At 71.4% G+C, this 23275-nt stretch carries 18 protein-coding genes; 13 read left to right on the forward strand and 5 right to left on the reverse strand.

Annotated features, from left to right (window positions below; all coding sequences use genetic code 11):
• The first annotated feature begins 7 nt into the window (after window positions 1–7).
• The 5 genes from AB0K05_RS02750 to AB0K05_RS02770 are packed head-to-tail and all read left to right on the forward strand — an operon-like array spanning window position 8 to window position 6551.
• Complete coding sequence (locus AB0K05_RS02750; RefSeq protein ID WP_364226040.1) at window positions 8–679, forward strand: VWA domain-containing protein; 672 nt, start codon at window positions 8–10, stop codon at window positions 677–679.
• A 15-nt stretch (window positions 680–694) separates the two neighbouring features.
• Window positions 695–1573 (forward strand): protein phosphatase 2C domain-containing protein, encoded by an 879-nt coding sequence (locus AB0K05_RS02755; RefSeq protein ID WP_364226043.1) that lies wholly within the window; start codon window positions 695–697, stop codon window positions 1571–1573.
• Window positions 1574–3124 carry a hypothetical protein gene (locus tag AB0K05_RS02760; RefSeq protein ID WP_364226046.1) on the forward strand — a complete coding sequence of 517 codons (1551 nt, stop codon included), beginning with the start codon at window positions 1574–1576 and terminating at the stop codon, window positions 3122–3124. It begins immediately after the preceding gene.
• Window positions 3121–4446, forward strand: coding sequence for a BREX system ATP-binding protein BrxD (brxD, locus tag AB0K05_RS02765; protein WP_364226049.1), 1326 nt, complete (start codon window positions 3121–3123; stop codon window positions 4444–4446). The genes AB0K05_RS02760 and brxD overlap by 4 nt, the downstream gene beginning before the upstream one ends.
• Window positions 4443–6551: a DEAD/DEAH box helicase gene (locus AB0K05_RS02770; protein ID WP_364226052.1), complete on the forward strand. Its 2109-nt coding sequence runs from the start codon at window positions 4443–4445 to the stop codon at window positions 6549–6551. The genes brxD and AB0K05_RS02770 overlap by 4 nt, the downstream gene beginning before the upstream one ends.
• A gap of 127 nt (window positions 6552–6678) precedes the next feature.
• Here AB0K05_RS02770 and AB0K05_RS02775 read toward each other — a convergent pair whose 3' ends face one another.
• Window positions 6679–7161: a DoxX family protein gene (locus tag AB0K05_RS02775; RefSeq protein WP_219551256.1), complete on the reverse strand. Its 483-nt coding sequence runs from the start codon at window positions 7159–7161 to the stop codon at window positions 6679–6681.
• A gap of 277 nt (window positions 7162–7438) precedes the next feature.
• On the opposite strand from AB0K05_RS02775, the gene AB0K05_RS02780 reads away from it, so the two are divergent.
• On the forward strand, window positions 7439–8659 hold the full coding sequence (locus AB0K05_RS02780; RefSeq protein ID WP_364226057.1) for an erythromycin esterase family protein: 1221 nt from the start codon (window positions 7439–7441) through the stop codon (window positions 8657–8659).
• A 78-nt stretch (window positions 8660–8737) separates the two neighbouring features.
• The gene (locus AB0K05_RS02785; protein WP_364226060.1) at window positions 8738–9427 is read left to right on the forward strand and encodes a DUF998 domain-containing protein; all 690 of its coding nucleotides are present in this window, start codon (window positions 8738–8740) and stop codon (window positions 9425–9427) included.
• On the opposite strand, the gene AB0K05_RS02790 is transcribed toward AB0K05_RS02785, so the two are convergent.
• On the reverse strand, window positions 9367–10056 hold the full coding sequence (locus AB0K05_RS02790) for a DUF899 family protein (RefSeq protein WP_271279928.1): 690 nt from the start codon (window positions 10054–10056) through the stop codon (window positions 9367–9369). The two genes, AB0K05_RS02785 and AB0K05_RS02790, sit on opposite strands and share 61 nt — an antisense overlap.
• A 121-nt stretch (window positions 10057–10177) precedes the next feature.
• On the opposite strand from AB0K05_RS02790, the gene AB0K05_RS02795 reads away from it, so the two are divergent.
• The 5 genes from AB0K05_RS02795 to AB0K05_RS02815 all read left to right on the forward strand — a co-directional run bounded on the left by AB0K05_RS02795 (window position 10178) and on the right by AB0K05_RS02815 (window position 19140).
• Window positions 10178–11209, forward strand: coding sequence for a hypothetical protein (locus AB0K05_RS02795; RefSeq protein ID WP_271279929.1), 1032 nt, complete (start codon window positions 10178–10180; stop codon window positions 11207–11209).
• A 191-nt stretch (window positions 11210–11400) separates the two neighbouring features.
• The gene (locus AB0K05_RS02800) at window positions 11401–12006 is read left to right on the forward strand and encodes a 2'-5' RNA ligase family protein (protein WP_219551266.1); all 606 of its coding nucleotides are present in this window, start codon (window positions 11401–11403) and stop codon (window positions 12004–12006) included.
• Between the two features lie 82 nt (window positions 12007–12088).
• Complete coding sequence (locus AB0K05_RS02805) at window positions 12089–14905, forward strand: LuxR family transcriptional regulator (RefSeq protein ID WP_271279930.1); 2817 nt, start codon at window positions 12089–12091, stop codon at window positions 14903–14905.
• A 66-nt stretch (window positions 14906–14971) separates the two neighbouring features.
• The gene (locus AB0K05_RS02810; protein ID WP_271279931.1) at window positions 14972–15100 is read left to right on the forward strand and encodes a hypothetical protein; all 129 of its coding nucleotides are present in this window, start codon (window positions 14972–14974) and stop codon (window positions 15098–15100) included.
• Window positions 15101–15162: 62 nt separating this feature from the next.
• A complete protein-coding gene (locus AB0K05_RS02815; RefSeq protein ID WP_345482646.1) occupies window positions 15163–19140 on the forward strand; it encodes a S8 family serine peptidase in 3978 nt (1325 codons plus the stop codon).
• A 41-nt stretch (window positions 19141–19181) separates the two neighbouring features.
• Here the strand turns inward: AB0K05_RS02815 and AB0K05_RS02820 are convergent, their stop codons facing one another.
• Window positions 19182–20582: a M1 family metallopeptidase gene (locus tag AB0K05_RS02820; RefSeq protein WP_219551271.1), complete on the reverse strand. Its 1401-nt coding sequence runs from the start codon at window positions 20580–20582 to the stop codon at window positions 19182–19184.
• A 237-nt stretch (window positions 20583–20819) separates the two neighbouring features.
• On the opposite strand from AB0K05_RS02820, the gene AB0K05_RS02825 reads away from it, so the two are divergent.
• Window positions 20820–21824, forward strand: coding sequence for a glycoside hydrolase family 11 protein (locus tag AB0K05_RS02825; RefSeq protein WP_148034064.1), 1005 nt, complete (start codon window positions 20820–20822; stop codon window positions 21822–21824).
• 49 nt (window positions 21825–21873) lie between these two features.
• Here the strand turns inward: AB0K05_RS02825 and AB0K05_RS02830 are convergent, their stop codons facing one another.
• A complete protein-coding gene (locus AB0K05_RS02830; RefSeq protein ID WP_345482645.1) occupies window positions 21874–22764 on the reverse strand; it encodes a hypothetical protein in 891 nt (296 codons plus the stop codon).
• Window positions 22761–23213: a MarR family transcriptional regulator gene (locus tag AB0K05_RS02835; protein WP_148034062.1), complete on the reverse strand. Its 453-nt coding sequence runs from the start codon at window positions 23211–23213 to the stop codon at window positions 22761–22763. Before AB0K05_RS02835 ends, AB0K05_RS02830 begins: the two co-directional genes overlap by 4 nt.
• Window positions 23214–23275 lie beyond the last annotated feature (62 nt).

Below are 23275 nucleotides of genomic sequence, written 5' to 3' on the forward strand. Positions count from 1 at the left end.
CCACCTGATGAGCGAACAGGTACTCCCCTTCTACCTGGTCTGCGACGAGTCGTACTCCATGCAGGGCCCGCCGCTCGACGCCATCAACCAGGAGCTTCCCCTGATCTACCAGGAGATCGCCAGCAACCCGGTCGTCGCGGACCGGGCGAGGCTCGGCATCATCGGCTTCAGCACCACCGCCGAGGTGCTGCTCCCGCTGGCCGACCTCAACGACGTGCACTCCATCCCGCAGCTGACGCCGCGCGGCGCGACCAACTACGGAGCCGCGTTCTCTCTGCTCAAGCAGACCATCGAGCAGGACATCGCGGCGTTGAAGCAGTCGGGGCACACGCCGTACCGGCCCACGGTGTTCTTCCTCACCGACGGGCTCCCCACGGACCAGTGGCATGTGGAGTACAAGAATCTGGTCAGCCACGATTTCAAGGCATACCCGACCATCCTGGCGTTCGGCTTCGGCGACGTGGACGCGACGACCCTGCAGCAGATCGCCACCTTCCGGGCGTTCATCGCCGACGGTGACATGGCACCAACGCAGGCGCTGCGAGAGTTCGCGCGGCAGCTGCTCAACTCCGTGGTCCAGTCGGCCGTGGCGTCGTCCTCGAATCCGTCGGGCGCCGCCCAGCTCATCATCCCCGACCAGGTGCCCGGGTACACGGTCCTCGCCCCCGACCCCATCTGACCAAAGGAACCGCACATGGAACAGGTTCAGGAGTTCTCGGCGGCCGAGACGGTGGAAGCCGCGCCCGGGATACCCGAACCACTCGTCATCGGCCGCACACCGAGGCTGCTCTCCCAGCCAGGGCCGCTGCCGTCGGTGCGGCGGCCGGATACGGAGATCGACGGCTGCGCCCTGCCCTGCCTGGAGGTACGCGCCGCGTCCGTAAGAGGAGACGCGCATCGCTACTACGGCACGCCGCGACAGGACGCGATGGGGCTCTGGCACGACGGCGACCGCAGGCTGCTCGCTTGCGTGGCAGACGGCCTGGGCAGCAAGGAACAGTCACATATCGGAGCGGCCACGGCCTGCGAGGTCGCGCACGCCAACCTGCCTGACTTCCTTTTCTGCGCCGAGCCGATGACGGCTGCCCGATGCCTCATCGAGAACATCGCCTGCGACATCAACGAGCGGGCGGAGAACCTCAAGATCGCACCGGACGAGCTGTCGACGACCTTCCTCGCCGCCGTCGTCGAGGAACTGCCTGAGGCGTCCATGCATCGCGCCGTCATCATGCGGGTCGGTGACTGCACCGCTTGGCGGCTGCACAGAGGCGTGTGGACGTCGTGCTTTCGGGACGGCGAAGCCGCGGATGCGGTCGCGACCTCGGCGACCCGCGCCCTGCCGCGGGACGTCGAGCACGTCGAGATCGGTCACGCCGACCTCTACCCGGGCGACATGCTGCTGTTGTGCACCGACGGTCTGGCCAAGCCGATGCGCGCGCCGCAGGTGAGCGCGCAGCTGTCGGACTGGTGGCGTATGGGACCGCCGCCACTGCCCGAGTTCTTCTGGCATATGAGCTTCCGGGCCAGGACGCACGACGACGACCGTACCGCCGTCTGCATCTGGAGGGGCTGAATGGCCTTCACCCCCCACCCGCTCGACCGGCAGCGCGGGACACTGCCCCTTGAGCCCGAGCCTCTGGACAAAGGCGGCCAGGGCGTGGTCATCCGTGTCCTCGGGCCGGAGAACCTCGTCTACAAGGAGTACATGCCGCACGTCGGCCACGTGAACGGCAGGGCCCTGGCGGAACTCGTCGACTTCGGTCATCGGCGGACGGCCGGAGAAGTGGGCTTCCTGCTGGCCCAGTGCGCCTGGCCCGTCGCGAGAGTGGTCCACGAAGGCCGGGTAACAGGCTTCCTCATGCCGCATGTGCCCCGGGAGTTCTACGGCCCGATAGGTGGCAAGCCCAAGCTGGTCGAGCTGCAGTATCTGCTGTATGAGCCGAACTGGGCCTGGCAGAGCCTGCACCAGCCGAACATCACGGGCCGTCTCGAGATCGCCACCATGGCCGCCAAGATGATCGACCTGCTGCACACCCACGGGTGGGTGGTCGGAGACCTGTCCTTCCGGAACCTGCTGTGGCGCCCGGGCGCTCCGTACAAGGTGTTCATGCTCGACTGCGACGGACTGCGCCGGCACGGGGGAGAGCCGGTGCTCCGGCAGGCGCACACGCCCGACTGGGACGATCCGCACCAGCCGTCCAGCGGGCCGGAACTGGACACGGACCGCTACAAGCTCGCGCTACTGGTCGTCCGGGTGCTGGGTCGGGCCGCGTCGGTACGGCCCGGTCAGGAGCCGACGCTGCTCCCTGGCTTGCCGGACCAGGTGCTCACAGCGGTCAGGGAGCTCTTCACCCGTGCGCATGGGCCGCGAGGCACTCGTCCCAGTGCGGCCGAGTGGGTGCAGGCACTGGTCGGCCGTAAGCGCATCGCGGTGACACGCCCTTCGCGTCCGCAGCAGTCAGTCCCCGCCGGGCCTGTCGCCCCGATCAATCTGCCTGGTACGAGCCGGCACAGCGTGACAGTCAGCAGACCGGCATCGGGAAGCCGTCCCGTCCTTCCGCAGCCGTCACCTTCACCGTCTTCCGAGCGGAGATGGACCCCCGTCCTCCCGCCCAGTGGGCGGACGGCTTCCCCCGGCAAGGTGATGAAACCGCCCCCGACGCCTCCGCGGTCCGTCCCTCAGGGCGCACAGCCCGTATCGGCACCGCCGAGACCGCGGCCCGTGCCGGTGTCCGGGTCACAGGCGGCACCGCGTCAGCCCGTAGGGGCATCGCCGTCGCCATCATCGACGGCGGGAGCAGCGACGACCCTGGGCCGGCGAGTGATCGACTCGGATGCCTATGCCGAGCAACGGCAGATGGCCCCGCGAGGCGGCGCCGTCGATGACGACGCGGTCGCCCGCCTCATCGATCACCTGGCGGCGGGCACCGGGCGGGACTCGGTGGCGAATGTGGCGGTGCTGCTCGGAGACCCCGCCGACAGGACGGTCCTGCTCATGCGGTCTCTGAAGAACCTGCTCAACGTGGAGCAGACCGAGGTGATCACGCTGAAGGACGGCGACCGTACGGTCGAACTGAACGTGCGACTGCTGCAGGAGCAGTTCCTCGAGGAGGATGAGCCGTGACACCGAAGGTGAGCCGGGCCAGGCGCCGGCAGATCATCGAGGCCTTGGGCCGTGGGACGGTGCCGCGAAGCGGCCTGGACCTTTTCGCGGTCGGCATGGAACGGTTCGAGAAGGCGCTCGACGACGAGTTGGCAGCGGTGACGGCGGGCAGCGCGGGGTTCAAGGCGGTCCGCGGCGAGTACGGCTCGGGCAAGACGTTCTTCGCCCGGTGGCTGGCCGAGCGGGCCAAGCGGAAGAGGATGGCCACCAGCGAGATCCAGATCTCGGACCGGGCCACACCGCTGCACAGGCTGGAGACCGTCTACCGGTCGCTGATCGGCGCGTTGAGCACGGCGACCTCGCCGCCGAGCGCGCTGCGGGACATCGTGGACACCTGGCTCCTCGCCCTTGAGGATGACGCCGGGGTCGCGAAGGACAACCGGAGCGCGATGACGGCGGCGGTCGAGGACCTCATCGAAACGCGACTGGCGGAGACCGCCAAGAACGCGCCCGCGTTCGCGACCGCGCTGCGTTTCTACCGCCGGGCCCGCCTATCGGGCGACAACGCGACCGCGGACGGCCTGCTCGCCTGGGTAGGCGGCGAGCCGAACGTCGCGGCGAGCGTCCGCCGCTATGCCGGGCTCAAAGGCGACCTCGACTCGACCGCGGCTCTCCACTTCCTGCAGGGCCTGCTCGTGGTGCTGCGGGACTGCGGCTATCCAGGGCTGCTCGTCGTGCTTGATGAGGTCGAAACCCTGCAGCGGATGCGCAGCGACAACCGCGAGCGGAGCCTGAACGCCCTCCGGCAGCTCATCGATGAGATCGACAAGGGCCGGTTTCCCGGTCTCTACCTCGTCATCACCGGCACCCCGGCCTTCTACGACGGCCAGCAGGGCGTTCAACGGCTCACCCCGCTCGCGCAGCGGCTCCACACCGATTTCCGGACCGATCCCCGGTTCGACACCGCCAGGGCGGTGCAGATCCGGCTCACCGGTTTCGACCGGGACAAGCTGGTTCAGCTGGGCGGCGCCGTACGCGATCTGTACGCTCAGGGGAATCCTGCCGAACAGCGGATCACAGCTCTCGTCGACGACGCCTACATCAAGGATCTAGCGACGTCGGTCGCGGGGCACCTGGGGGTAGGCGTGGCGCCCCGCATCTTCCTCCGCAAGCTCGTCGCCGACGTGCTGTACCGGGTGTCGGACCATGAGGACTTCGACCCGCGCAGGGACTACCGGCAGGTCACGGTCACGGAAAGCGAGCTGAGCGAGGACGAGCTGAACGCTTTCCGCCGGAGTCGGGCCGCCGTCTCCGCGGACGAGGTGGAGCTCGATCTGCCGTGACCTCACCGGTGCTCGCGCTGCATCCGACTATCGCTTACCACCTCACGAACACGATGGGCTGGCCGCGGCTGCGACCGCTGCAGGCGGAGGCGCTCGAACCCATCGGCGAGGGGCAGGACACGCTGCTGATCGCGCCGACAGCGGGCGGCAAGACCGAGGCGGCGGTGTTCCCGCTCCTGTCCGCCATGGAGGAACGGACCTGGACCGGGCTGTCCGTGCTGTACGTCTGCCCGCTGAAGGCCCTGCTCAACAACCTGCTGCCTCGCCTGCAGGCGTACTCGAGCTGGCTCGGCAGGCGGGTGGAGCTCTGGCACGGCGACGTGTCCGGCTCCCGCCGCCAGGCGATCCTGCGTGATCCGCCGGACATTCTGCTGACCACCCCGGAATCCCTCGAGTCCATGCTGATCAGCAACGGGGTGGACCACCGCCGTCTGCTGGCCGACCTGCGTGCGGTGGTGGTGGACGAGGTGCACGCGTTCGCTCGGGACGACCGCGGCTGGCACCTGCTATTCGTCCTTGAGAGGCTGACCCGGCTGACCGGCCGTCCGCTGCAGCGGATCGGCCTTTCCGCGACGGTAGGCAATCCCGCCGAACTTCTCACCTGGCTCCAGGGTTCAAGCGCCGGGAGACGCCCAGCGCGGGTCCTCGCCCCCGAGTCGCCTGCCTTGGCCGCCGAACCCGACGTCGAGCTGGACTACGTGGGATCGATCCCGAACGCGGCCCGGATCATAGCCGCGCTGCACGAAGGCGAGAAGCGGCTGGTCTTCTGCGACTCGCGGCGCATGGTCGAGGAGCTCGCGCAGGCGCTGCGCGGACACGACGTCACCACGTTCGTGTCCCACGCCTCACTGTCTCTGGACGAGCGCCGCCGCGCCGAAGAGGCGTTCGCCCAGGCCCGCGACTGCGTCATCGTCTCCACATCCACGTTGGAACTCGGCATCGACGTGGGCGATCTCGACCGCGTGGTGCAGATCAACGCGCCGTGGTCGGTGGCCTCGTTCCTGCAGCGGCTCGGTCGTACGGGCCGCAGAGCGGGCACCCGCCGCAACTGCCTGCTGCTCACGCTCACCGACGACGACCTGCTCGCGGCGGCCGGGCTCTTGGTGTTGTGGGGCAAGGGGCAAGTCGAAGCGATCGAGCCGCCTCCGGAGCCGCGGCACATCGTCGCCCAGCAACTCCTCGCGCTCGCCCTCCAGGAGGGGAGGGTCGGCGACGCGCTGTGGCCCGGCTGGTGGAACGGCCTTGACCCGTTCCGGCTCGCAGGGGCCCAGCAGGTGCTGGACCATCTGATCGCGGAGGGCTTCCTGGAACGGGACGGGGGCGGGCTGCTCGTCGGGCCCGAAGCGGAACGGCGGTTCGGCCGCAGGCACTTCATGGATCTGACTGCGGTGTTCACCGCGCCGCCGGAGTTCACCGTGTTTCATGGCCGTGCGGAGATCGGACGGACCGATCCCGCCGTGCTGACCAGCGCGTCACCCGGCCAGCGCCTGCTGCTGCTCGCCGGGCGCACCTGGCAGGTGGACTGGATCGACTGGAAGCGCCGGCGATGCTTCGTGGAGCCAGTGGACGGCACGGGCGGTGAGGCCCGCTGGGCGTCATCGGTGTCCGGCGGCGTTTCCTACGCACTCGCCCGCGCCATGCGCGACGTCGTTCTCGGCGCTGATCCCCCGGTACGGCTCACGCGCAGGGCCGTCGCCGTGCTGGCCAGACTGCGCGACGAGCGCAGCGGCACGGTACAGCCGGGGGGCACGTTGATCGCCCGCGAGGATGGCGACCTCCGTTGGTGGACCTGGGCAGGCCTTCGGGCCAACGCCACATTGAAGAGCAGCCTCGGCCCGCTGACGGACCCTCTCCAGCGAGGCGATGATCTGTACATCAGGCTGCGCAACGACATGGACCCCGGCGCATGGCGGCACGCCATCCGGGGCCTCGACACCCGGCTCCGCCCTCCGGAGGTGGACGACAGGGCGCTGCGCGGTCTCAAGTTCACCGATGTGCTGCCGCGTGACGCAGCCCATCAGACGTTGTCCGCCCGCCTGGCCGATCTCCCCACCGCTGCCTCGGTACTCCGTGAACCCGTGCGGTTCACGGTCTCCGCGAACTGATGGAGCGCCGTGTCAGAGCCGGGGCCGGATGCTCAGGCGAGGTGGGGTCCAGCAGCCGGACGCGGGCTATGTCTCAAGCGGAACGGTGCCTCCCGGAACCGGTCCGGGAGGCACCGTCGGGGAGGGGTCAGGCCGCCACGTGAACGCGCTCCGTGCGGCGCTCGCGGGCCGGGACCAGCCGGGCGCCCAGGGCGCGGGCGCCGATGACCATGGCGGCGGCGGCCAGGACGATGTCCTTGAAGATGTACTGCGCCTCCAGGGTGGGGGCGCCGGGGAACAGGTCGGTGAAGAACAGTGCGTACGGTGCGAAGAACCCGGCCAGTGCGCCGGTCATCACCACCAGTCCGGTCTTCAGGAGTCTGCCGGTCACCAGGGTGAGGCCGATGAAGACCTCCATGCCGGCGATCACGAGCTGGGCGGCGTAGCCCGACAGCATGCCCAGGGACAGCTTCTCCAGCGTGGCCACCGAGAGGGCCTCGGCCGGGCTGACTCCTGGGAAGAACTTGAGCGTGCCGAAGGCGACGAAGACCAGGCCGAGGCTGACGCGCAGGATGTCGATGCTGTGCCTGGACAGCCAGGTGGTCAGCTTTGAGGTCGCGTTCTCGATCATTTCTTTCTCCCCGTCGGTGTCGTTTCCGTCTGGATCCAGACTGGCGAGACGGCCGGCGGAGAACATCCGGCGACGGGAGGCAGTTGGTCTACGCCTTCACAGGTACGGCGGGTCACGCGCCTACTGCCTCACGCCTAAGGGTCCGCCCTAGGGGGAGGTCCGGTCCGATCCCCTAGGGCGGCGGGCGTAGTTCGCGATGGGACGCCCGGCGGACGCGCCGGCGCCGGGCCGAGCAGGACTCTGGGCTCACCGTCCCTTCGCAGAAACGGGAGTCATCATGGTGCGCTTGCTCATGGCAGGTGTCCTGGCCGTCGATCCGCACGTCGTCGACTGGATCGACAAGAACGCCCAGCAGCAGGTCACCAGGGAGGCGATCGGCGCGGCCACCGTCGTGGGCCTGGGGGAGTCCAGCCACGGCACCCACGAGGAGGCCACGATCAAGTTCGGCGTCCTGCGCTTCCTCGTGGAGGAGATGGGGTTCCGCTCGATCGCGTGGGAGGAGGACTGGACGACGAGCGTGCGGGTCAACCGGTACGTCCTGACCGGCGAGGGCGACCTCGACGCGCTCATGGGCGAGCTGACGACGACGTGGCGGAACCGCGAGGTGCGCGACGTGCTCGCCTGGCTGCGGGCGTACAACGCGGGCCACGACGACAAGGTGCGGTTCGTCGGCGTGGAGTACTACGCCACCCGCTCCCTCGCCTACGACGCCGTCTCCTCGTACGTGACCGAGGCCGCCCCGCAGCGGCTGGGCGAGTTGCGGAGGCACCTGCGGCCCATCCGGCCCCGCCACGAGGACGCCGGGGCCAACCTGAGGTGGTACATGGGGGTGACCGACAAGCGGCCCTACATCCGTCACGCCCGCGCGGTGTACGAGCTGGTCGAAGGGCTGCCCGGGAACGACCGGCAGCGGCTGGCCCTGCACCACGCCCGTCAGATCCTCTCCTGGTACGAAGCGTTCAGCCTGCCCTTCGAGGACGTCTACGCCTACCGCGACGCCCGCGCGGCCGAGAACCTGCGCTGGTGGCAACGCCGCACCGGCGACAAGGTGGCCTACTGGGCGGCGAGCGCGCACACCGCCGCCGCGCCGGGCCTGCGGATGGTGCTCGGCGGCGAGGCGGTCGCCTTCGACAGCGCGGGCTCCTACCTGCGCCGCTGGTACGGGGACCGCTACCGCTCGATCGGCGTGCTGTTCGACCACGGGAGGCTGAGCACCGGTGACGGTTGCGGCGTGGCCCCGGCGCCGGTCCCGCGCCCCGACCCCGGCTTCGCCAACCGCGTGTTCGGCGACGTCGGCCGCGCCCAGTACGTCGTGGACCTGCGCGCCAAGGCGCCGGAGGCCGTGCGCGAGTGGCTGCGCGCGCCGGCGAAGGTACGCGGTTACTCGGACTACGTCCCGGCGGCGGCGCAGAAGTCGTACATGGAAGGCGGGTCGCTGGCGCAGTGGTTCGACGTGGTCATCCACCGGCAGGTGATCACTCCCTGCACGCCCCTCTAGGGGCGGCGCCCGTGTCCATCCGGCGGCTTTCCGTTCGTCGTCATGCGGTACGCACCCTTTCGTGAAAGGACCGGACCCATGACCGCCCAACACCGCCGAACCACGCTCCTGCTGAGCTGCGGCGCGCTCGCCGGGGTGCTCTTCCCCGTCGTCTCGTTCGCGCAGGCCTTCACCCGCGAGGGCTTCGACCTGCCCCGGCACGCGCTGAGCTCGCTGACACTCGGCGATCTCGGCTGGCTCCAGATCGCGAACTTCGTGGTCACGGGCTTGCTGGCCGTCCTCTTCGCGGCCGGCATCCGGCGGGCGCTGCACCCCGGACGGGCGGGCACGTCCGGGCCGGCGCTGGTCCTCGTCTACGGCGTGGGCATGATCGGCGGCGGGATCTTCGCCCCCGACCCCGCCCTGGGCTGGCCGGTCGGCGCCCCCGAGGGCCTTCCCGGGCATCTCAGCGTGAACAGCCTCCTGCACACGGTCTTCGCGGCCGCGGCGTTCCTGTCCCTGATCGCAGCCGGGCTCGTGTTCGCCCGGCGGTTCGCCGGTCAGGGACGCCGCGGCCGGACGGTGTACAGCGCCGCGACGAGCGTCGCCACGTTCGTCCTCACGGTGCCGCCGTGGAGCGAGGACAGCGCGAGCCTGCGGTTCGCCGCCGCCGCGGTGATCATCTCCAGCTGGCTCGCCGTCGTCTCCTGGTGGTTGCGTGCCGGGTCTCAGGCGTTGTCGTCGCCGTACTGCGCCGCGATGTCCTCGGAGGAGGCCCAGCGGCTGTAGGTGGGCGACTGCGGCCAGCCGCCGGGCGAGTCCTGCCACTCCTCCTGCCGTCCGTACGGCAGGAGGTCGATCAGCGCGAAGGTGTGGGTGAGCTGCTCGGTGCCCCGGCCGTTGGTGTGCCAGGTGCGGTAGACGGTGTCGCCGTCGCGCAGGAACACGTTGACGGCGAAGCCTTCGCCGGGCGGCGCGCCGACGTCGGCGCCGAACGGGCTGTTCGCGGTGGAGTACCAGGTCATCTTGTTGCCGACCCGCCGCTTGTAGGCGAGTGCCTCGTCGATGGGGCCCTGGGTGACGATGACGAACCGGGCGTCGTAGTCGTCCAGGAACTCCAGCCGGGTGAACTGCGAGGTGAACCCCGTACAGCCCGGGCACTGCCACTCCTTGCCAGGGAACCACATGTGGTTGTAGACGATCAGCTGGCTCTTGCCTTCGAAGACGTCCACCAGGCGGACGGGTCCGTCCTCGCCCTCCAGCGTGTAGTCCGGCATCCGCACCATCGGCAGGCGGCGGCGCTGGGCGGCGATGGCGTCGAGCTCCCGGGTAGCGGCCTTCTCCCTGACCCGCAGCGCTTCGAGCTCACGCTGCCAGGTGGCGGCGTCGACGACGGGCGGTAGTGCTTTCGTGTCCATGTCTTCTCCCTGCTTGCCGTGTCCGAAAGAGGTAGACCTGCCCCGGCCGTCGAATTCATCGGCAGGCGTTCCTCACGTTTCGGTAGGAATGCCGCCAACCGCGATCCTTTAGGGTGCAGGCGTGGAGAGGATCTTGGCGGCGGCCGCGGCGGTCCTGGGCGAGGAGGTCAGCGGGCCGGTCGATCTCGGCGGGAGTTCGCGCAGCCACGTCCTGAGGTGTGCGACCCCCGGCGGCGGCACCGTGGTGGTCAAGGCGTACCGGGAGGTCGCGGGGTTCGCGGCCGAAGCGGCCGGGCTGCCGTTCTGCGGCGGGTCGGGGCCGCGGTTGCTGGCGGTGGACCCGTCCTTCCCGCTCGTCGTGATGTCGGATCTCGGCGTCGCGCCGAGTCTGGCCGACCTGCTGCTCGGGGAGTCGGCGGAGGCGGCGAGGGACGGGCTGCTCGCCTGGGCCAGGACGTACGGGCGGATCGCCGTGGCCGGCGCGGGGAGGCGGCGGGAGTGGGAGCGGGCGCGGGCCGTCTACTCCGGGGGCGAGGCGAGACGGCGTCTCCTGAGTGGTCTCGGAGAGGTGTTGCCCTCGGTGCCCGCGGGCCTCGACGCCGAGCTCGCGGCCCTGGAGGCGGACCAGGAGCGGTTCCCGGTCTTCTCGCCGGGTGACATCTGCCCGGACAACAACCTGCTGACAGCGGGCGGGATGCGCGTGCTCGACTTCGAGAGGGCCGGATACCACTCGGCCTTTCTCGACGCGGCCTACGTGCGCATGCCGTTCGCGACGTGCTGGTGCGTGTTCCGGCTGCCGCCCGGGCAGGCGGCGGAGATCGAGGACGCGTACCGCGAGGAGGTGGTCGTCGTCCATCCCGAGCTGGCCGACGACGGACTCTGGGCGGCGGGGGTGCGGCAGGCCGTGGCCACCTGGACCATGTTCATGACGTGGGCCATGCTGCCGGGGGCGCGTGAGCGGGACCGGCCCACGCATTCCACCCGGACGCCCGTGCCCAGCAGGCGCCAGCTGCTGCGCCACCGGTGGGGCTACCTGCTGGAGCATCTGGACGCGGGCGAGTTCCCCGCTGTTCAGGAAGCCGTACGGGCGTGCCTGGAGACCACCGCGCACTGGGAGGTCGCCGAGCTGCCCTACTACCCCGCCTACCGGTAGGCGGGCGGTCTCTCCTGTCGCGCTACAGCATCGTCTGGCGCAAGCCACAGGACTGAGCCGGGCCGGGCGAGCGATTGGCCGTCCTTCGCGCGCGCGGCTCCGATATCGTGACCACGCTACGTGAGCAGATCGGCACGTTTAGACACGTTCAACCCCGCTCGGGCTCTGCCCGCCCCCACCGAGGAGGATGTGTGAGCTCACTCCCCACGCGTATGGCCGACCGCTGGGAGAGACGGCGACCGCAGGACCGGCTCTACTGGCAGGTCCTGCTGGGGGATGACCCGGGCGCGCGGGCCATCGTCCAGGAGGCCCACGACCGCCTGGCCGGCGTGCCCGGTCTCGATCGGGTGCCGCCCGAGTCCGTGCACCTCACCACGTTCGTCGCCGGCCGCTCGGACGAGATCACCGGCGACCAGGTACGGGTGATGGCCCAGGAGGCGGCGGGCCAGCTCGCCAGGGTCGAGCCGTTCACCGTCACGCTGGGCCGGGTGCTGTACCACCCCGAGTCGGTCGCGCTGGAGGCGCGGCCGGTCGAGCGGCTCCGGCCGCTGCTCGAAGCGGCGAAGTTCGCCACGCGGGCGGCGACGGGCCGCGACGGCGTCCTGGACCACGAGCCGTGGACTCCCCGGGTCACGCTGGCCTACAGCAACTCCGACGGCCCCGCGGCCCCCGTCATCGACGCGCTAGGGGAGCGGCTGCCGGACCGTGAGGTGACGATCCGCAGCATCCACATCGTCGACCAGGAGGCGGCGCTGAGCTGGCGCCCGGTGGCGGAGGTCCGGCTCGGCGCGTCATGAGGTCGTCCTGGAAACCGCCCATAGGGTGACGATTGATCTGTGAAAGCGCGTGCAGTTGAATACTCGGGTGCGAGCTGGCCGAGTGATCTCCCCGGTTCTGGTGGGCAGGGAGAAGGAGCTCGCCCGGCTCGTCGCGCTCGTAACCACCGCGCCCGCCGTGGCGGTGATCGAAGGCGAGGCCGGCATCGGCAAGTCGCGCCTGGCCGCCGAGCTGCTCGGCGACCCGGCGGTGGCGGGGATGCGGGTGCTGAGCGGGTCGTGCGTGCAGATCAGGGAGCCGTTCCCGCTGGGGCCGATCGTCGAGGCGCTGCGCGGGCGCGCGCCCGATCTGGCCGGGGCGGAGCTGACGCCGGTCGCGGGAGCGCTGCGCGACCTGCTGCCCGAGCTCGCCGGGGTGCTGCCCGAGAAGCCCCGGCTGCCCGACGACCGGGCGGCCGAGCGTCACCGGCTCTTCCGGGGGCTCGCCGAGGTCATGGCCGCTCTCGGTCCCGCCGTCCTGCTCGTGGAGGACCTGCACTGGGCGGACGGGCAGACGGTCGAGTTCCTCACTTACCTGATGTCCGTGCTGCCCGGCACGCTCCGCGTGGTGCTGACGTACCGGGGCGAGGAGGCGCCGGCGGCGGTGCGCGCGATCACCGCGCGGACGGCCGACGCGATCAGCGTGGCGCACCTGGTGCTGCCGCCGCTCGACGCCGCCCAGACGCGGATCATGGCGTCGGCGATCCTAGAGGCCGACCAGGTGACGGCCGAGTTCGCCGAACACCTCCGCGCGCGGGCGTCCGGCCTGCCGCTCGCGGTGCAGGAGCTGCTGGCGCTGCTGCGCACGCGGGGGACGCTCATCAAATGGGAGGGCGGATGGGCGCGGCGCGCGCTCAACGAGCTGGACGTGCCGAGCGGCGTCCGCGTCACGGTGCGCGAGCGGGTCGCGCAGCTCTCCGACGGGGCCAAGCGCGCCGCGGAGCGGGCGGCCGTGCTGCGCACGCCGGTGCCCATCGAGGTGCTCGCCGACGGTGACGCCGGGGCGATCGACGAGGTGCTCGGCTCGGGGCTGTTCGCCGAGACGGGCGGCGCGGTGGGGTTCCGGCACGTGCTGGCGGCGCAGGCCGTCTACGAGGCGATCCCGGCCGGCCGCCGCCAGGCGCTGCACGCCGCCGCCGCGGATCTCGTACGAGGGCTTCGACCGGTGCCGCTGGGCCGCCTGGCCCACCACCTGCGGCACGCCGGACGGGCCGAGCAGTGGGTGGAGACCGCCATCGAGGCGGCCGACCAGGCGTCGAGGCTGGGCGACGACGCCGAGGCCGCGCGCCTGCTGGAGGACGTGCTGCGCGACACCGACCTGCCGGCGGCACGGCGGGCGGAGCTGACGGTGAAGCTGGGCTGGGCCGCGCTGGAGCTGCTGCGCCCGCCGCCCGTCGCCGACCTCATCACCGGCGCGCTGGAAGGGGATGTGCCGCGCCCGCTCCGCGGCAGGCTCCGCTTCCTGCTCGCCCTCCACCTGGAACGCACGCGGACGGACATCGCGCGCATCGGCGACGCCTTCGCCCAGGCGGTCGAGGACCTGGAGGAGGAGCCGGGGCTGGCCGCCTGGGCCATGGTGGGAGTGGGCCGCCCGCCGAGCGACCTGCCGCCCGCCGAGAGCAGGGCCTGGCTGGAGAGGGCGCTCGCGACCCTGCCCGCCGTCGGCGACCCCGCCATGCGGATGCTGGTGCTCGGCAAGATCGCGATGATCTTCGTGGTGATCGGCGATCCGCGCTGGGACGGGCTGGCGGAGGACCTGCTGCGCGAGACCGGCGGGCGCGGGCTGCTGCGCCGCGAGGTCAACGCCTACCGGTCCATCGGGGGCGCGGCCCTGTTCAGCGGTCATCACCGCAAGGCCCGCCGCCTGCTGGCCGCGGCGATCGAGGACGGGGCCGAGCCCGATCTCCGCGGGCGGCTGGAGCTCCGCTGCCTGGTGAACCTGGCCGCCGCCGACTACTTCGACGGCTCGTGGGACGGGCTGGCCGCGCGGCTGGAGGAGCTGCGCGGCCATTTCGGCGACGAACCGCACGAGCGCATCCTGGTCGACATCGTGGCCGCCTGCCTGGGCGCGGTGCTCGGGCGGCAGGAGGCGGCGCTGCCGCCCCTGCTCGACGCGATCGCCATGGCCCAGTCGCGCGGCCAGTTCGACGACCTCGTCCTGCCCATCAGCATGCTGCTCAGGCTGGCCGCCGCGCGCGGCGAACCGGAGCAGGCGATCGCGACGGCCGCCGAGGCGGCCGCCCATTGGGAGGCGGGCGGGCTGTGGCCGGTGGCCGTCCGCGCCCTGCCCGCGCTGACGGAGGCGCTGCTGGCGGCCGGCCGTGCCGCGGAGGCGGCGGATGTGATCGACAGGCACGCGTCCCAGTTGGCCGGGCTCGACGCGCCGCTGGCCGGACCGGCTCTCGGCCACGCCCGCGGCCTGCTGGCCGCCGACGGGGGGCGCGGCGCCGAGGCCGCGCGGGAGTTCGCCGCGGCGGCCGAGGCGTTCGAGCGGATCCCGGCGCTGTACGAGGCCGCGCAGGCGCACGAGCACGCGGCCGCCTGCCTGTTCGCCCTGGACGACCCCGAGGCCGCCGTCCACCTGGGCCGGGCCGTCACGCTGTACGGCGGGCTGCGCGCCCGGTGGGACCTGGACCGGGCCACGGGGCTGGGCCGCCGGTGGGGAGTCCGGCCGCCCGCGCCCGCGCAGAACGGCGGCGACCAGGCGCTGTCGGCCCGTCAGGAGCAGGTGGCCCGGCTGGCGGCGGAGGGGCTGACCAACCAGGAGATCGCCAAGGAGTTGTTCCTGTCGCCGAAGACGGTGGACAAGCACGTGAGCGCGGCCATGCGCAAGGTCGGGGCGCGGTCACGGACGGAGCTCGCCCGCCACCTGAATTCCTAGATTGGGGATTTTTCCCCATAGGGCTCCCCATACCCCATTCCGCCGGGCTGTGGCGACACTTGCGGCATGTCCGAAACCACCTCCGAGCCCGGCCCCGACGACCGCCAGGAAGAGGCGACGGAGCCGCCCGAGCCGCCCGAGCCGTCAGAGCCGCCTGAGCCGCTCCTGCCGCCCGACGGCTTCGAGCCCGCCTGACCACCCCCTCCAGAAAGGCCACCATGGCACTGCCCCGCCCCCCGTTAGCGCGCCGCGCAGGCATGATCCTGACCGCGGCCACGATGCTCACCACGGCGCTGGCCGCCACCCCGGCGTCGGCCGCCGACGGGACCACGCCCACCCCCGCTCCCGCCGCGCAGGCCCGGACCCAGACCGTCACCCTGTCGGGCGTGCGCGCCGGCAAGGTCGTCGTCACCCTGATCACCGGTGACAAGGTCCAGCTGAGCCGGTCGGAAGCCGGCAAGTATCGGGTGGAGACCGCCCCGGGCACGCGGGACGAAGGCCGCCGCGTCAACCTGTTCACCCAGTTCACGCCCGACGGCGTCTTCGTGCTCCCGGACGACGCGGTCTCCGCCGTCCAGGCGGGGCTGCTCGACAAGCGGCTGTTCGACGTCAAGTATCTGGCCGAGAACGGGTACGCCGACGACGCGACCAAGCGGGTGCCGGTCATCGTCCAGTATCCGGAGGACCAGGCCGAGGCGTCACTCAAGCGCTCGGCCGCGGCCATCCCCGCCAGTGAGCCCACCGGGACGCTGGAGAGCATCCACGCCTCCGCCCTCGACGTCGACAAGGCCGAAACCGGCGCCTTCTGGGCAGCCGTGCGCGAGCGGCCCGACGCCAGGCGGGGCCTGGCCGCGCCCGGCACGCTGGGCGGCGGCATCGCCAAGCTCTGGCTGGACGCCAAGGTCAAGGCCGACCTGGACGTGAGCGTGCCGATGGTCGGCGCGCCCCAGGCGTGGGAGCGGGGGCACGACGGGACCGGCGTGACGGTCGCCGTCCTGGACACCGGCGCCGACGCCGCCCACCCCGACCTGACCGGGAGGATCGCCGACAGCCGGTCGTTCGTCCCCGACCAGCCCGTCCAGGACGGGCACGGCCACGGCACCCACGTCGCCGCCACCATCGCCGGGACCGGCGCGGCCTCGGGCGGCAGGCACAAGGGCGTCGCCCCCGGCGCGCGGCTCGCGGTCGGCAAGGTGCTGAACGACAACGGCGAGGGCATGGAGTCGTGGATCATCGAGGGCATGGAGTGGGCCGCGCGCAGCGGCGCCAAGGCCGTCAGCATGAGCCTCGGCGGCACGCCCACGGACGGCACCGACCCGCTCAGCCAGGCCGTCGACGACCTGACCGCTGAGACCGGCGCCCTGTTCGTGGTGGCCGCGGGCAACCTCTACAACGAGGAGACCGTGAGCGCCCCGGGCGCGGCGGACGCGGCGCTGACCGTGGCCGCGGTCGACAAGGACGACCAGCTCGCCCCGTTCTCCAGCCGCGGCCCGCGCGTCGGGGACTCCGGGCTCAAGCCCGACATCGCGGCTCCCGGCGTGAACATCGTGGCCGCGCGGGCGGCGGGCACGGCCATGGGCGCCCCCGTCGACGAGCACTACACGGGCGCCAACGGCACCTCGATGGCCACGCCGCACGTGGCCGGCGCCGTCGCCATCATGGCGCAGCGGCACCCGGACTGGACGGCCCAGCAGCTCAAGGCCGCGCTGATGTCGACCGCCAAGGACGACGGCTTCACCGTGTACGAGCAGGGCGCCGGTCGGCTGGACCTGGACAGGGCCACCGGCCAGCGGGTCTTCACCACCGGCGGCGGCGTCGACTTCGGCCTGCTCGAAGGATCGGGTGAGCCGAAGACCGGCGAGGTCTCGTACACGAACCTGGGCGACCAGCCCGTCACGCTCGCGCTGAAGGCGGAGATGAGCGGTGGGGCGAAGGTGGGCGTCGCGGACGCGACGCTGACGATCCCCGCGGGCGGCACGGCGGGCACGACCGTCACCCTCGATCCGGCCGGGCTGGAGCTGGGCAAGTACAGCGGGGCCGTGATCGCCGAGGCTGATGGCGTCCGCCTCACCACGCCCATGGGCGCTGTGCGCGACGTCCCCAAGTTCGACCTCACGATCCGCACCCTGGACAGGGACGGCAAGCCGCGCACCCCGACGGCCATGAGCGTCGTCGACGTCGACGGGACCAAGGGCGAGCTCGGCCCGCATCGCGTGCACGACGTGGGCGTTATCGTGACGCGGGTGCCCGCGGGCACCGTGAGCGTGCTGCAGGTGCTCGACTGGGTGGACGGCGACGACCGCGCCAACCGGGGCTGGCTGTTCGAGCCGGAGCTCACCGTCACCGGCGACACCGAGATCACCCTCGACGCCCGCGAGGCGTCCCAGATCCGCTTCACCACGCCGAAGACCGCGGAGCCGCTGAACAACAGCTACGAGGTCTTCTTCCAGCGGACTCTCCCCAGCGGGCAGATCTACGGCGGCACCCTGCTCAACGGGGCGCCCGTCGGGGCGTGGGAGAAGGTGTGGGCGCTGCCGACCAAGAAGGTCACCAAGGGCGCGTTCCGCTTCACCGGGCAGTGGGAGCTCGGCGTGCCCGAGGTCACGATGACCGCGCGGACGCCGAAGCGGCTGTCGCTGAACCCGGTCTCCAGGGTCCACGTCCTCGACCGGGCTGAGCTGCACCCCGGATACGTCCCCTTCGAGGGCACGCGGGACCTGCGGGTCGTCGACGCCGGCAAGGGCCGTCCCGAGGACCTCGCGGGCAAGGACCTGCGCGGCGCGCTCGTCCTGATCGACGCCGAACCGGCCGAGGGGTCGCTCGGGCCGCAGTGCGGTCTCCAGATCGAGCGCGTCGGGCCGATCAGGGACGCCGGCGCCGCCGGCATCCTCGCCTTCAACGAGCGGCCGGCCTCCTGCCCGATCCCGCTGGCCCTCGCGCAGAAGCCGTTCAGCGGGCCGCTGCTGCCGGTCAACCTGCCGATCGCGTACGTGTCCCACGCCGAGGGCGTGAAGGTGCGCGAGGAGGCCCGCCGGGGCCGGGTCACCATCCGGGTGGAGGGCACGCCGCACACCCCGTACTCCTACGTGTTCAAGCCGTACGCGGACGGCCGGATCCCGGACTCCATGCACTACAAGGTCACCGACCGCCAGCTCCACCGCGTCGACTTCGACATGCACGCCGGGCCGTACAGGAAGGCCTCGGTATGGCGGAGCACATGGCGCACCGACGACGTGACCTACACGGGCACCGGCACGGACGCGGTGAGCTGGTCACTGCCGCTGCCGCAGCGCAGGCACCAGTGGGTCTGGCCGCTCGACCGTACGATCGTGCACTCGACGGGCATGTCGGCCCTGACCACGCCCGATCCGGCGGCGGAGACCGAGGAGTCGCGCTACCGCGTCGACGTCTTCGACAAGCCGGGACGGACGACGCAACGGTGGTTCACCACCCCGAGCACGCCGGGCGCCGCGACCGCCTCGGAGAAGGTGTTCAAGCTCGCCGACCCGAAGGCCGCCCCGCTGGAGAAGCTGGTGGTCGGGGTGCCGTGCGCGATCTGCGTGCACGACGGCAACCTCTGGGTGACCCCGTCCATGGTCAGCGGGGTCGGGGAGCGGCGTGACGACGGCGTGGCCTTCGGGGACCTCCAGCCGCGGTACGAGATCCACCTGTACCGCGACGGACGGGAGATCCCGAACGCACCCGTCGAGCCCTTCGCCACCCTGCCGCGTTACCCGCTGCCGGAGGGCCAGGGTGTCTACCGGCTGACGGCCAGGAACGACCTGCAGGACGTCGAGTGGACGTTCACCGCCCCGCCGGGCGAGGACCACGCCAAGCCGGGTCTCAACTGCTACGCCTGGTGGATCGACGGCCCGGTGGAGCACTGCCGCACCACCCCCGCGGTGTACGTGAGCTACGACCTCGGTGACAGCCTGTCCACCGGGAACACGGTGGCCGCCGGCCGCAAGCACACCTTCGAGCTGGAGGCCTACCACGGGCCGTCGGCCGCGAAGATGCCCGCCATCGCGGGAGTCCGGCTCTGGACGAGCACCGACGACGGCGCCACCTGGCAGCCCGCCGATCTCAGGCGCGGCCGGGACGGCGTCTACACCGCCGGGGCCAGGTATCCGGCCTACCGCGCCACCAAGGGCGCGGTGAGCCTGAAGGTCGAGGCGTGGGACGCGGCGGGCAACCGCGTCAAGCAGACCACGCTGCGCGCGTTCGACCTGCGCTGACCCCTCGCGCCGGCGCCCGTCCCCGGTGGGGCGGGCGCCGGCTAGTCCTCGGGGCTGGTCCTGGAGTCGAGCCAGGCGTCGATCAGCTCCGTGAAGTCCTCGCCCGTGTGCTCGTTGACCCAGGCGGTGAACGACGCCCGGTCCTGGCCGGTGTTGCGGTGCTCCTGGACCCAGGCGCGGGTCATGGCGAAGAACCTGTCGTCGCCGATGCGCCGCCTGATCTCGTGCAACATCACCGCGGGGCCGTAGTAGACGTTGTGGTCGGCGAACCGCTCGGGCCGGTAGTCGCCCGGCGGGCCCGCCAGCCGGCGCGCGAACCTCTCCTCCAGGCGCAGGTCGTCCATGTGGTCGTCCATCGAGCCCGGGCTGTGGTCGGCGGTCCACTGGATCTGGAAGTACATGGCGAAACCCTCGTTCAGCCAGACGTCCTTCCAGGTGCGCGGGCCGACGCTGTTGCCGAACCAGTGGTGGGCCAGCTCGTGCAGCACCACCTCGGGGCGCAGGTAGTCGCCGCCGAGGGCGATCATCTGCTGGGTCTCCATGCCGGAGTCGCTGGTGGCGACCAGGCCCGCGCTGGGGAACGGGTAGGGACCGGCCTTCTTCTCCATCCAGCGCAGCAGCTCCGGCATCCGGCGTATCACCGGCAGGGCATGCCTGTCCTCGCGGCGCACCCAGTAGGTGATGGGGAGGCCGCGCGGGCCCTTCGCCCGGTGCATCCGGTACTTGTCGACGGTGAACAGGGTCAGGTAGCTGGCGACCGGGTCGGTCGACTTCCAGCGGTAGGTGACCTTGCGCCCCTTCTCGGTCTTGCCGCCGTACGTGCCGTGCGCGACGCCGGCCCAGCCCTTGGGCACGGTGATGGCGACGTCGTAGAGCGCCTCGTCCGACGGGTGGTCGTTCACGGGGAACCAGGTGAACGCGCCGAAGGGCTCCTGCAGCGCCCAGGCCGAGCCGTCCGCGGACGAGCGCAGGCCGAGCCGCGCGAGGTCGTAGCGCATCTGCCCGGAGTTGTGGGGTTTCGGTACGCCGTGGTAGCGGATCACCACCCGGGCGGACTTGTTCGCGGCGAGGGTGGCGCGGAGCGGGATCGTCAGGTCGTCGCCCCTGCGCCCGGGCTTGGCGGTCTTGCCCGCGACGGTCACGTGGTCGATCTTCAGGGCGCGGCCGAAGTCGAGCCTGATCTCCTTGATCGGCTTCACGGCCCGGACGGTGAGGGCGGCGGTGCCCGTCAGGCTCCGGCGGTCGGGCTGCCAGCCCAGTTTCAGCCCGTAGTGCAGGACGTCGATCGACGGGTTGCCGTATGCGGGGAACACCGGGTCCTTGACCGGTTGCGAGCGCCCTTTGGCGTAACGGGCGGGTTCGCCGGGAGTGGCCGCCGAGGCGGTGCCGCAGCAGGTGGCGGTCAGCGCGCCGACCAGGACCAGTAAGGGTAATCTCCGCATTCGCGACATCATAGTGATCACCGCCGGGGTCGGCGGGGGATTGCTCGTCCTGCGGGTGCCGGTGAAACTTTCACTCTCTGGATGGAGTTCCGATAGGCCAGGTAGAGCCGGTGGCCAGGTGGGAACCGGACACGCCGTCTCCGATATGTTTCGGAAATCGTTGACAACTTTCGGGGCCGGATGAACACTGTCGCCAGTTCGCATCACGCTCTCCGCCTTCGCGAGGAGGAAGCACACATGAACGGCGCCCCCGCCCCCCAGAGCACCCGCAGACGCGGCGGCATCACATCCTTCGTCCGCCGATCCTGCGCCGTAGCCGCAGCGCTGGTCATGGCGGTCGCGATGCCCGGCATCGCGCACGCCGCCCCGATCACCTCCAATCAGACCGGCAACAACAACGGATACTTCTACTCGTTCTGGACCGACAGCCAGGGAACGGTCTCCATGGAGCTGGGTTCCGGCGGGAACTACAGCACCTCATGGCGCAACACCGGCAACTTCGTCGCCGGCAAGGGCTGGAACCCCGGAGGACGCAGGACGGTCAGCTACTCGGGCAGCTTCAACCCCTCAGGCAACGCGTACCTGACGCTCTACGGCTGGACGAGAAGCCCGCTCGTCGAGTACTACATCGTCGACAACTGGGGCACCTACCGGCCGACCGGCACGTACAAGGGCACGGTCACCAGCGACGGCGGCACGTACGACATCTACGAGACGACGCGCTACAACGCCCCCTCCATCGAGGGCACCAGGACATTCCAGCAGTACTGGAGCGTACGACAGTCGAAGCGGACGGGCGGCACCATCACCGCCGGCAACCACTTCGACGCCTGGGCCAGGAACGGGATGAACCTCGGCAACCACGACTACATGATCATGGCCACCGAGGGATACCAGAGCAGCGGAAACTCGAACATCACCCTGGGCAGCACCGGCGGCGACCCGGGCAACCCCGGCAACCCCGGCAACCCGGGCGGCGGCTGCACCGCGACCCTGTCGCAGGGCCAGCAGTGGAGCGACCGTTACAACCTCGGCGTCTCGGTCAGCGGTTCGAGCAACTGGACCGTGACGATGAACGTGCCGTCACCCGCGAGGATCCTCTCCACCTGGAACATCAGCGCCAGCTACCCCAGCTCTCAGGTGCTGACCGCCAGGCCCAACGGCAGCGGCAACAACTGGGGGGTGACGATCCAGCACAACGGCAACTGGACCTGGCCGACGGTCTCCTGCAGCGCGGGCTGACCTCGTACCCCGTGGCGCGGCGGCCCGGCGGCCGCCGCGCCGCTGTCACTCACGGAGGCGCGACCGCCCGCAGGGCCTCCCGGTCGGCCGGGGCGGCGTCGGCGACGAACCACGCGGCGACCCTGCGGAACACCTCCTCCTCGGTGTCCACGTCGAGCAGCAGTTCGGGGCCGATGAGCGCGGCGACCTCCTCGAACGCGTCGCCATGGTCAGTCAGCTCCCACCCCGGCCACCGGGCGGGCAGGTCGCGCGGGTCGAGCGAGCAGTCGAGCGACCACCAGTCGAGCCGCCGGCCGGGCGCGTCCACGTAGAGGCCGTTCCAGGGGACGTTCTCCAGCGCCGCGAACGGGACGGCCTCCTCCTGCGGGGTCAGCAGCACGCCCGGTCCGGCGAGCAGGGGCTCGGCCAGCCCGGCGGCCCACCAGCCCCCGAACGACAGCCGCTCCCCGTCGCGGGCGGCGATGAGGACGTCGGCGACGGCGGACAGGTCGTCCTCCGCGGGCGCCTGGGCCCAGCGGGCGCGCGGCGTCGGTGTCTCGTCGAGGTAGAGCACGGTGTCGTACGGGAGCGCGAGGTAGTCCATGACCTGGTGCAGGCCGCGAGCGGCCCAGGTCACCGTCCAGCCCGGCCAGAGGGCCGCGACGAGCCGCAGCCAGGCGCGGACCTCCAGCACCGAGGTGTGCCGGTCGGGCCCCGGGATCCACTGGTCGGTGTGGACGAGCAGGCGGCGGGCGGGCAGGTCGAGGAGCGCGACGCCCTGCCACCAGATCGAGTTCATCCAGTGGTCGCGGTGACCGCCCCGCTGCTCGCGGATGAAGGCGAGCATGCGGTCGGGGCCGCGGAGGAGGTCGTGGTAGAGGGTCTCGGCCGCCCTGTCGCGCGACCAGACGCGGTGACCGGACCCGTCCACGATGACGTAGTGCGCGTGGCCGCCGCTCATGCCGGCTTCCCGCGCAGCTCCCTGGTGGCCGCGCGGTGGGCCTCGCCGACGCGGGCCAGCATGTCGAGCAGCAGCGGCGCCTGCTCCGGGGTGTAGTGCGCGCCGAGCGTCGCCAGGTGCCGCCTGGACGATTCGCAGGCGGCCTCGTAGTCGTCGAGCCCGCCCTCGACCAACTGCACGGTGACCATCCGGCGGTCGCGTTCGCCGCGCACCCGCCGCACGTAGCCCGCCTTCTCCAGCCGGTCGATCAGCCGGGTCGTCGAGGCGGACGGCAGCCCGAGCTCCTCGGAGAGCGCGCCCGCGGTCATGGGCCCGCGCGTCTCCAGCAGGATGGCGGCGGCGACGTCGACCGGCTGCAGGCCGAGCCGGTCGGCCACGGCCTCGTTGTGCAGCAGGACCGCGACCAGGAACTCGCGGAAGATCGCGTCCTCGGGTTGCTTGTGGGGCACTTTCCCAACCTACTCCACCCCGGAGTATCTTCGAATCGAAGATACTCCGAGTTGGAGAAAGA

Source organism: Nonomuraea sp. NPDC049486 (assembly GCF_040676925.1).
GTDB lineage: Bacteria > Actinomycetota > Actinomycetes > Streptosporangiales > Streptosporangiaceae > Nonomuraea > Nonomuraea ferruginea.

Coding starts and splice junctions, on each gene's coding strand:
- AB0K05_RS02815 (WP_345482646.1), top strand. CDS start 15,163: ATGATCCTGACCGCGGCCACGATGCTCACCACGGCGCTGGCCGCCACC.
- AB0K05_RS02775 (WP_219551256.1), bottom strand. CDS start 7,161: ATGATCGAGAACGCGACCTCAAAGCTGACCACCTGGCTGTCCAGGCAC.
- AB0K05_RS02780 (WP_364226057.1), top strand. CDS start 7,439: ATGGTGCGCTTGCTCATGGCAGGTGTCCTGGCCGTCGATCCGCACGTC.
- AB0K05_RS02790 (WP_271279928.1), bottom strand. CDS start 10,056: ATGGACACGAAAGCACTACCGCCCGTCGTCGACGCCGCCACCTGGCAG.
- AB0K05_RS02820 (WP_219551271.1), bottom strand. CDS start 20,582: ATGCGGAGATTACCCTTACTGGTCCTGGTCGGCGCGCTGACCGCCACC.
- AB0K05_RS02810 (WP_271279931.1), top strand. CDS start 14,972: ATGTCCGAAACCACCTCCGAGCCCGGCCCCGACGACCGCCAGGAAGAG.
- AB0K05_RS02825 (WP_148034064.1), top strand. CDS start 20,820: ATGAACGGCGCCCCCGCCCCCCAGAGCACCCGCAGACGCGGCGGCATC.
- AB0K05_RS02760 (WP_364226046.1), top strand. CDS start 1,574: ATGGCCTTCACCCCCCACCCGCTCGACCGGCAGCGCGGGACACTGCCC.
- AB0K05_RS02830 (WP_345482645.1), bottom strand. CDS start 22,764: ATGAGCGGCGGCCACGCGCACTACGTCATCGTGGACGGGTCCGGTCAC.
- AB0K05_RS02755 (WP_364226043.1), top strand. CDS start 695: ATGGAACAGGTTCAGGAGTTCTCGGCGGCCGAGACGGTGGAAGCCGCG.
- AB0K05_RS02750 (WP_364226040.1), top strand. CDS start 8: ATGAGCGAACAGGTACTCCCCTTCTACCTGGTCTGCGACGAGTCGTAC.
- AB0K05_RS02785 (WP_364226060.1), top strand. CDS start 8,738: ATGACCGCCCAACACCGCCGAACCACGCTCCTGCTGAGCTGCGGCGCG.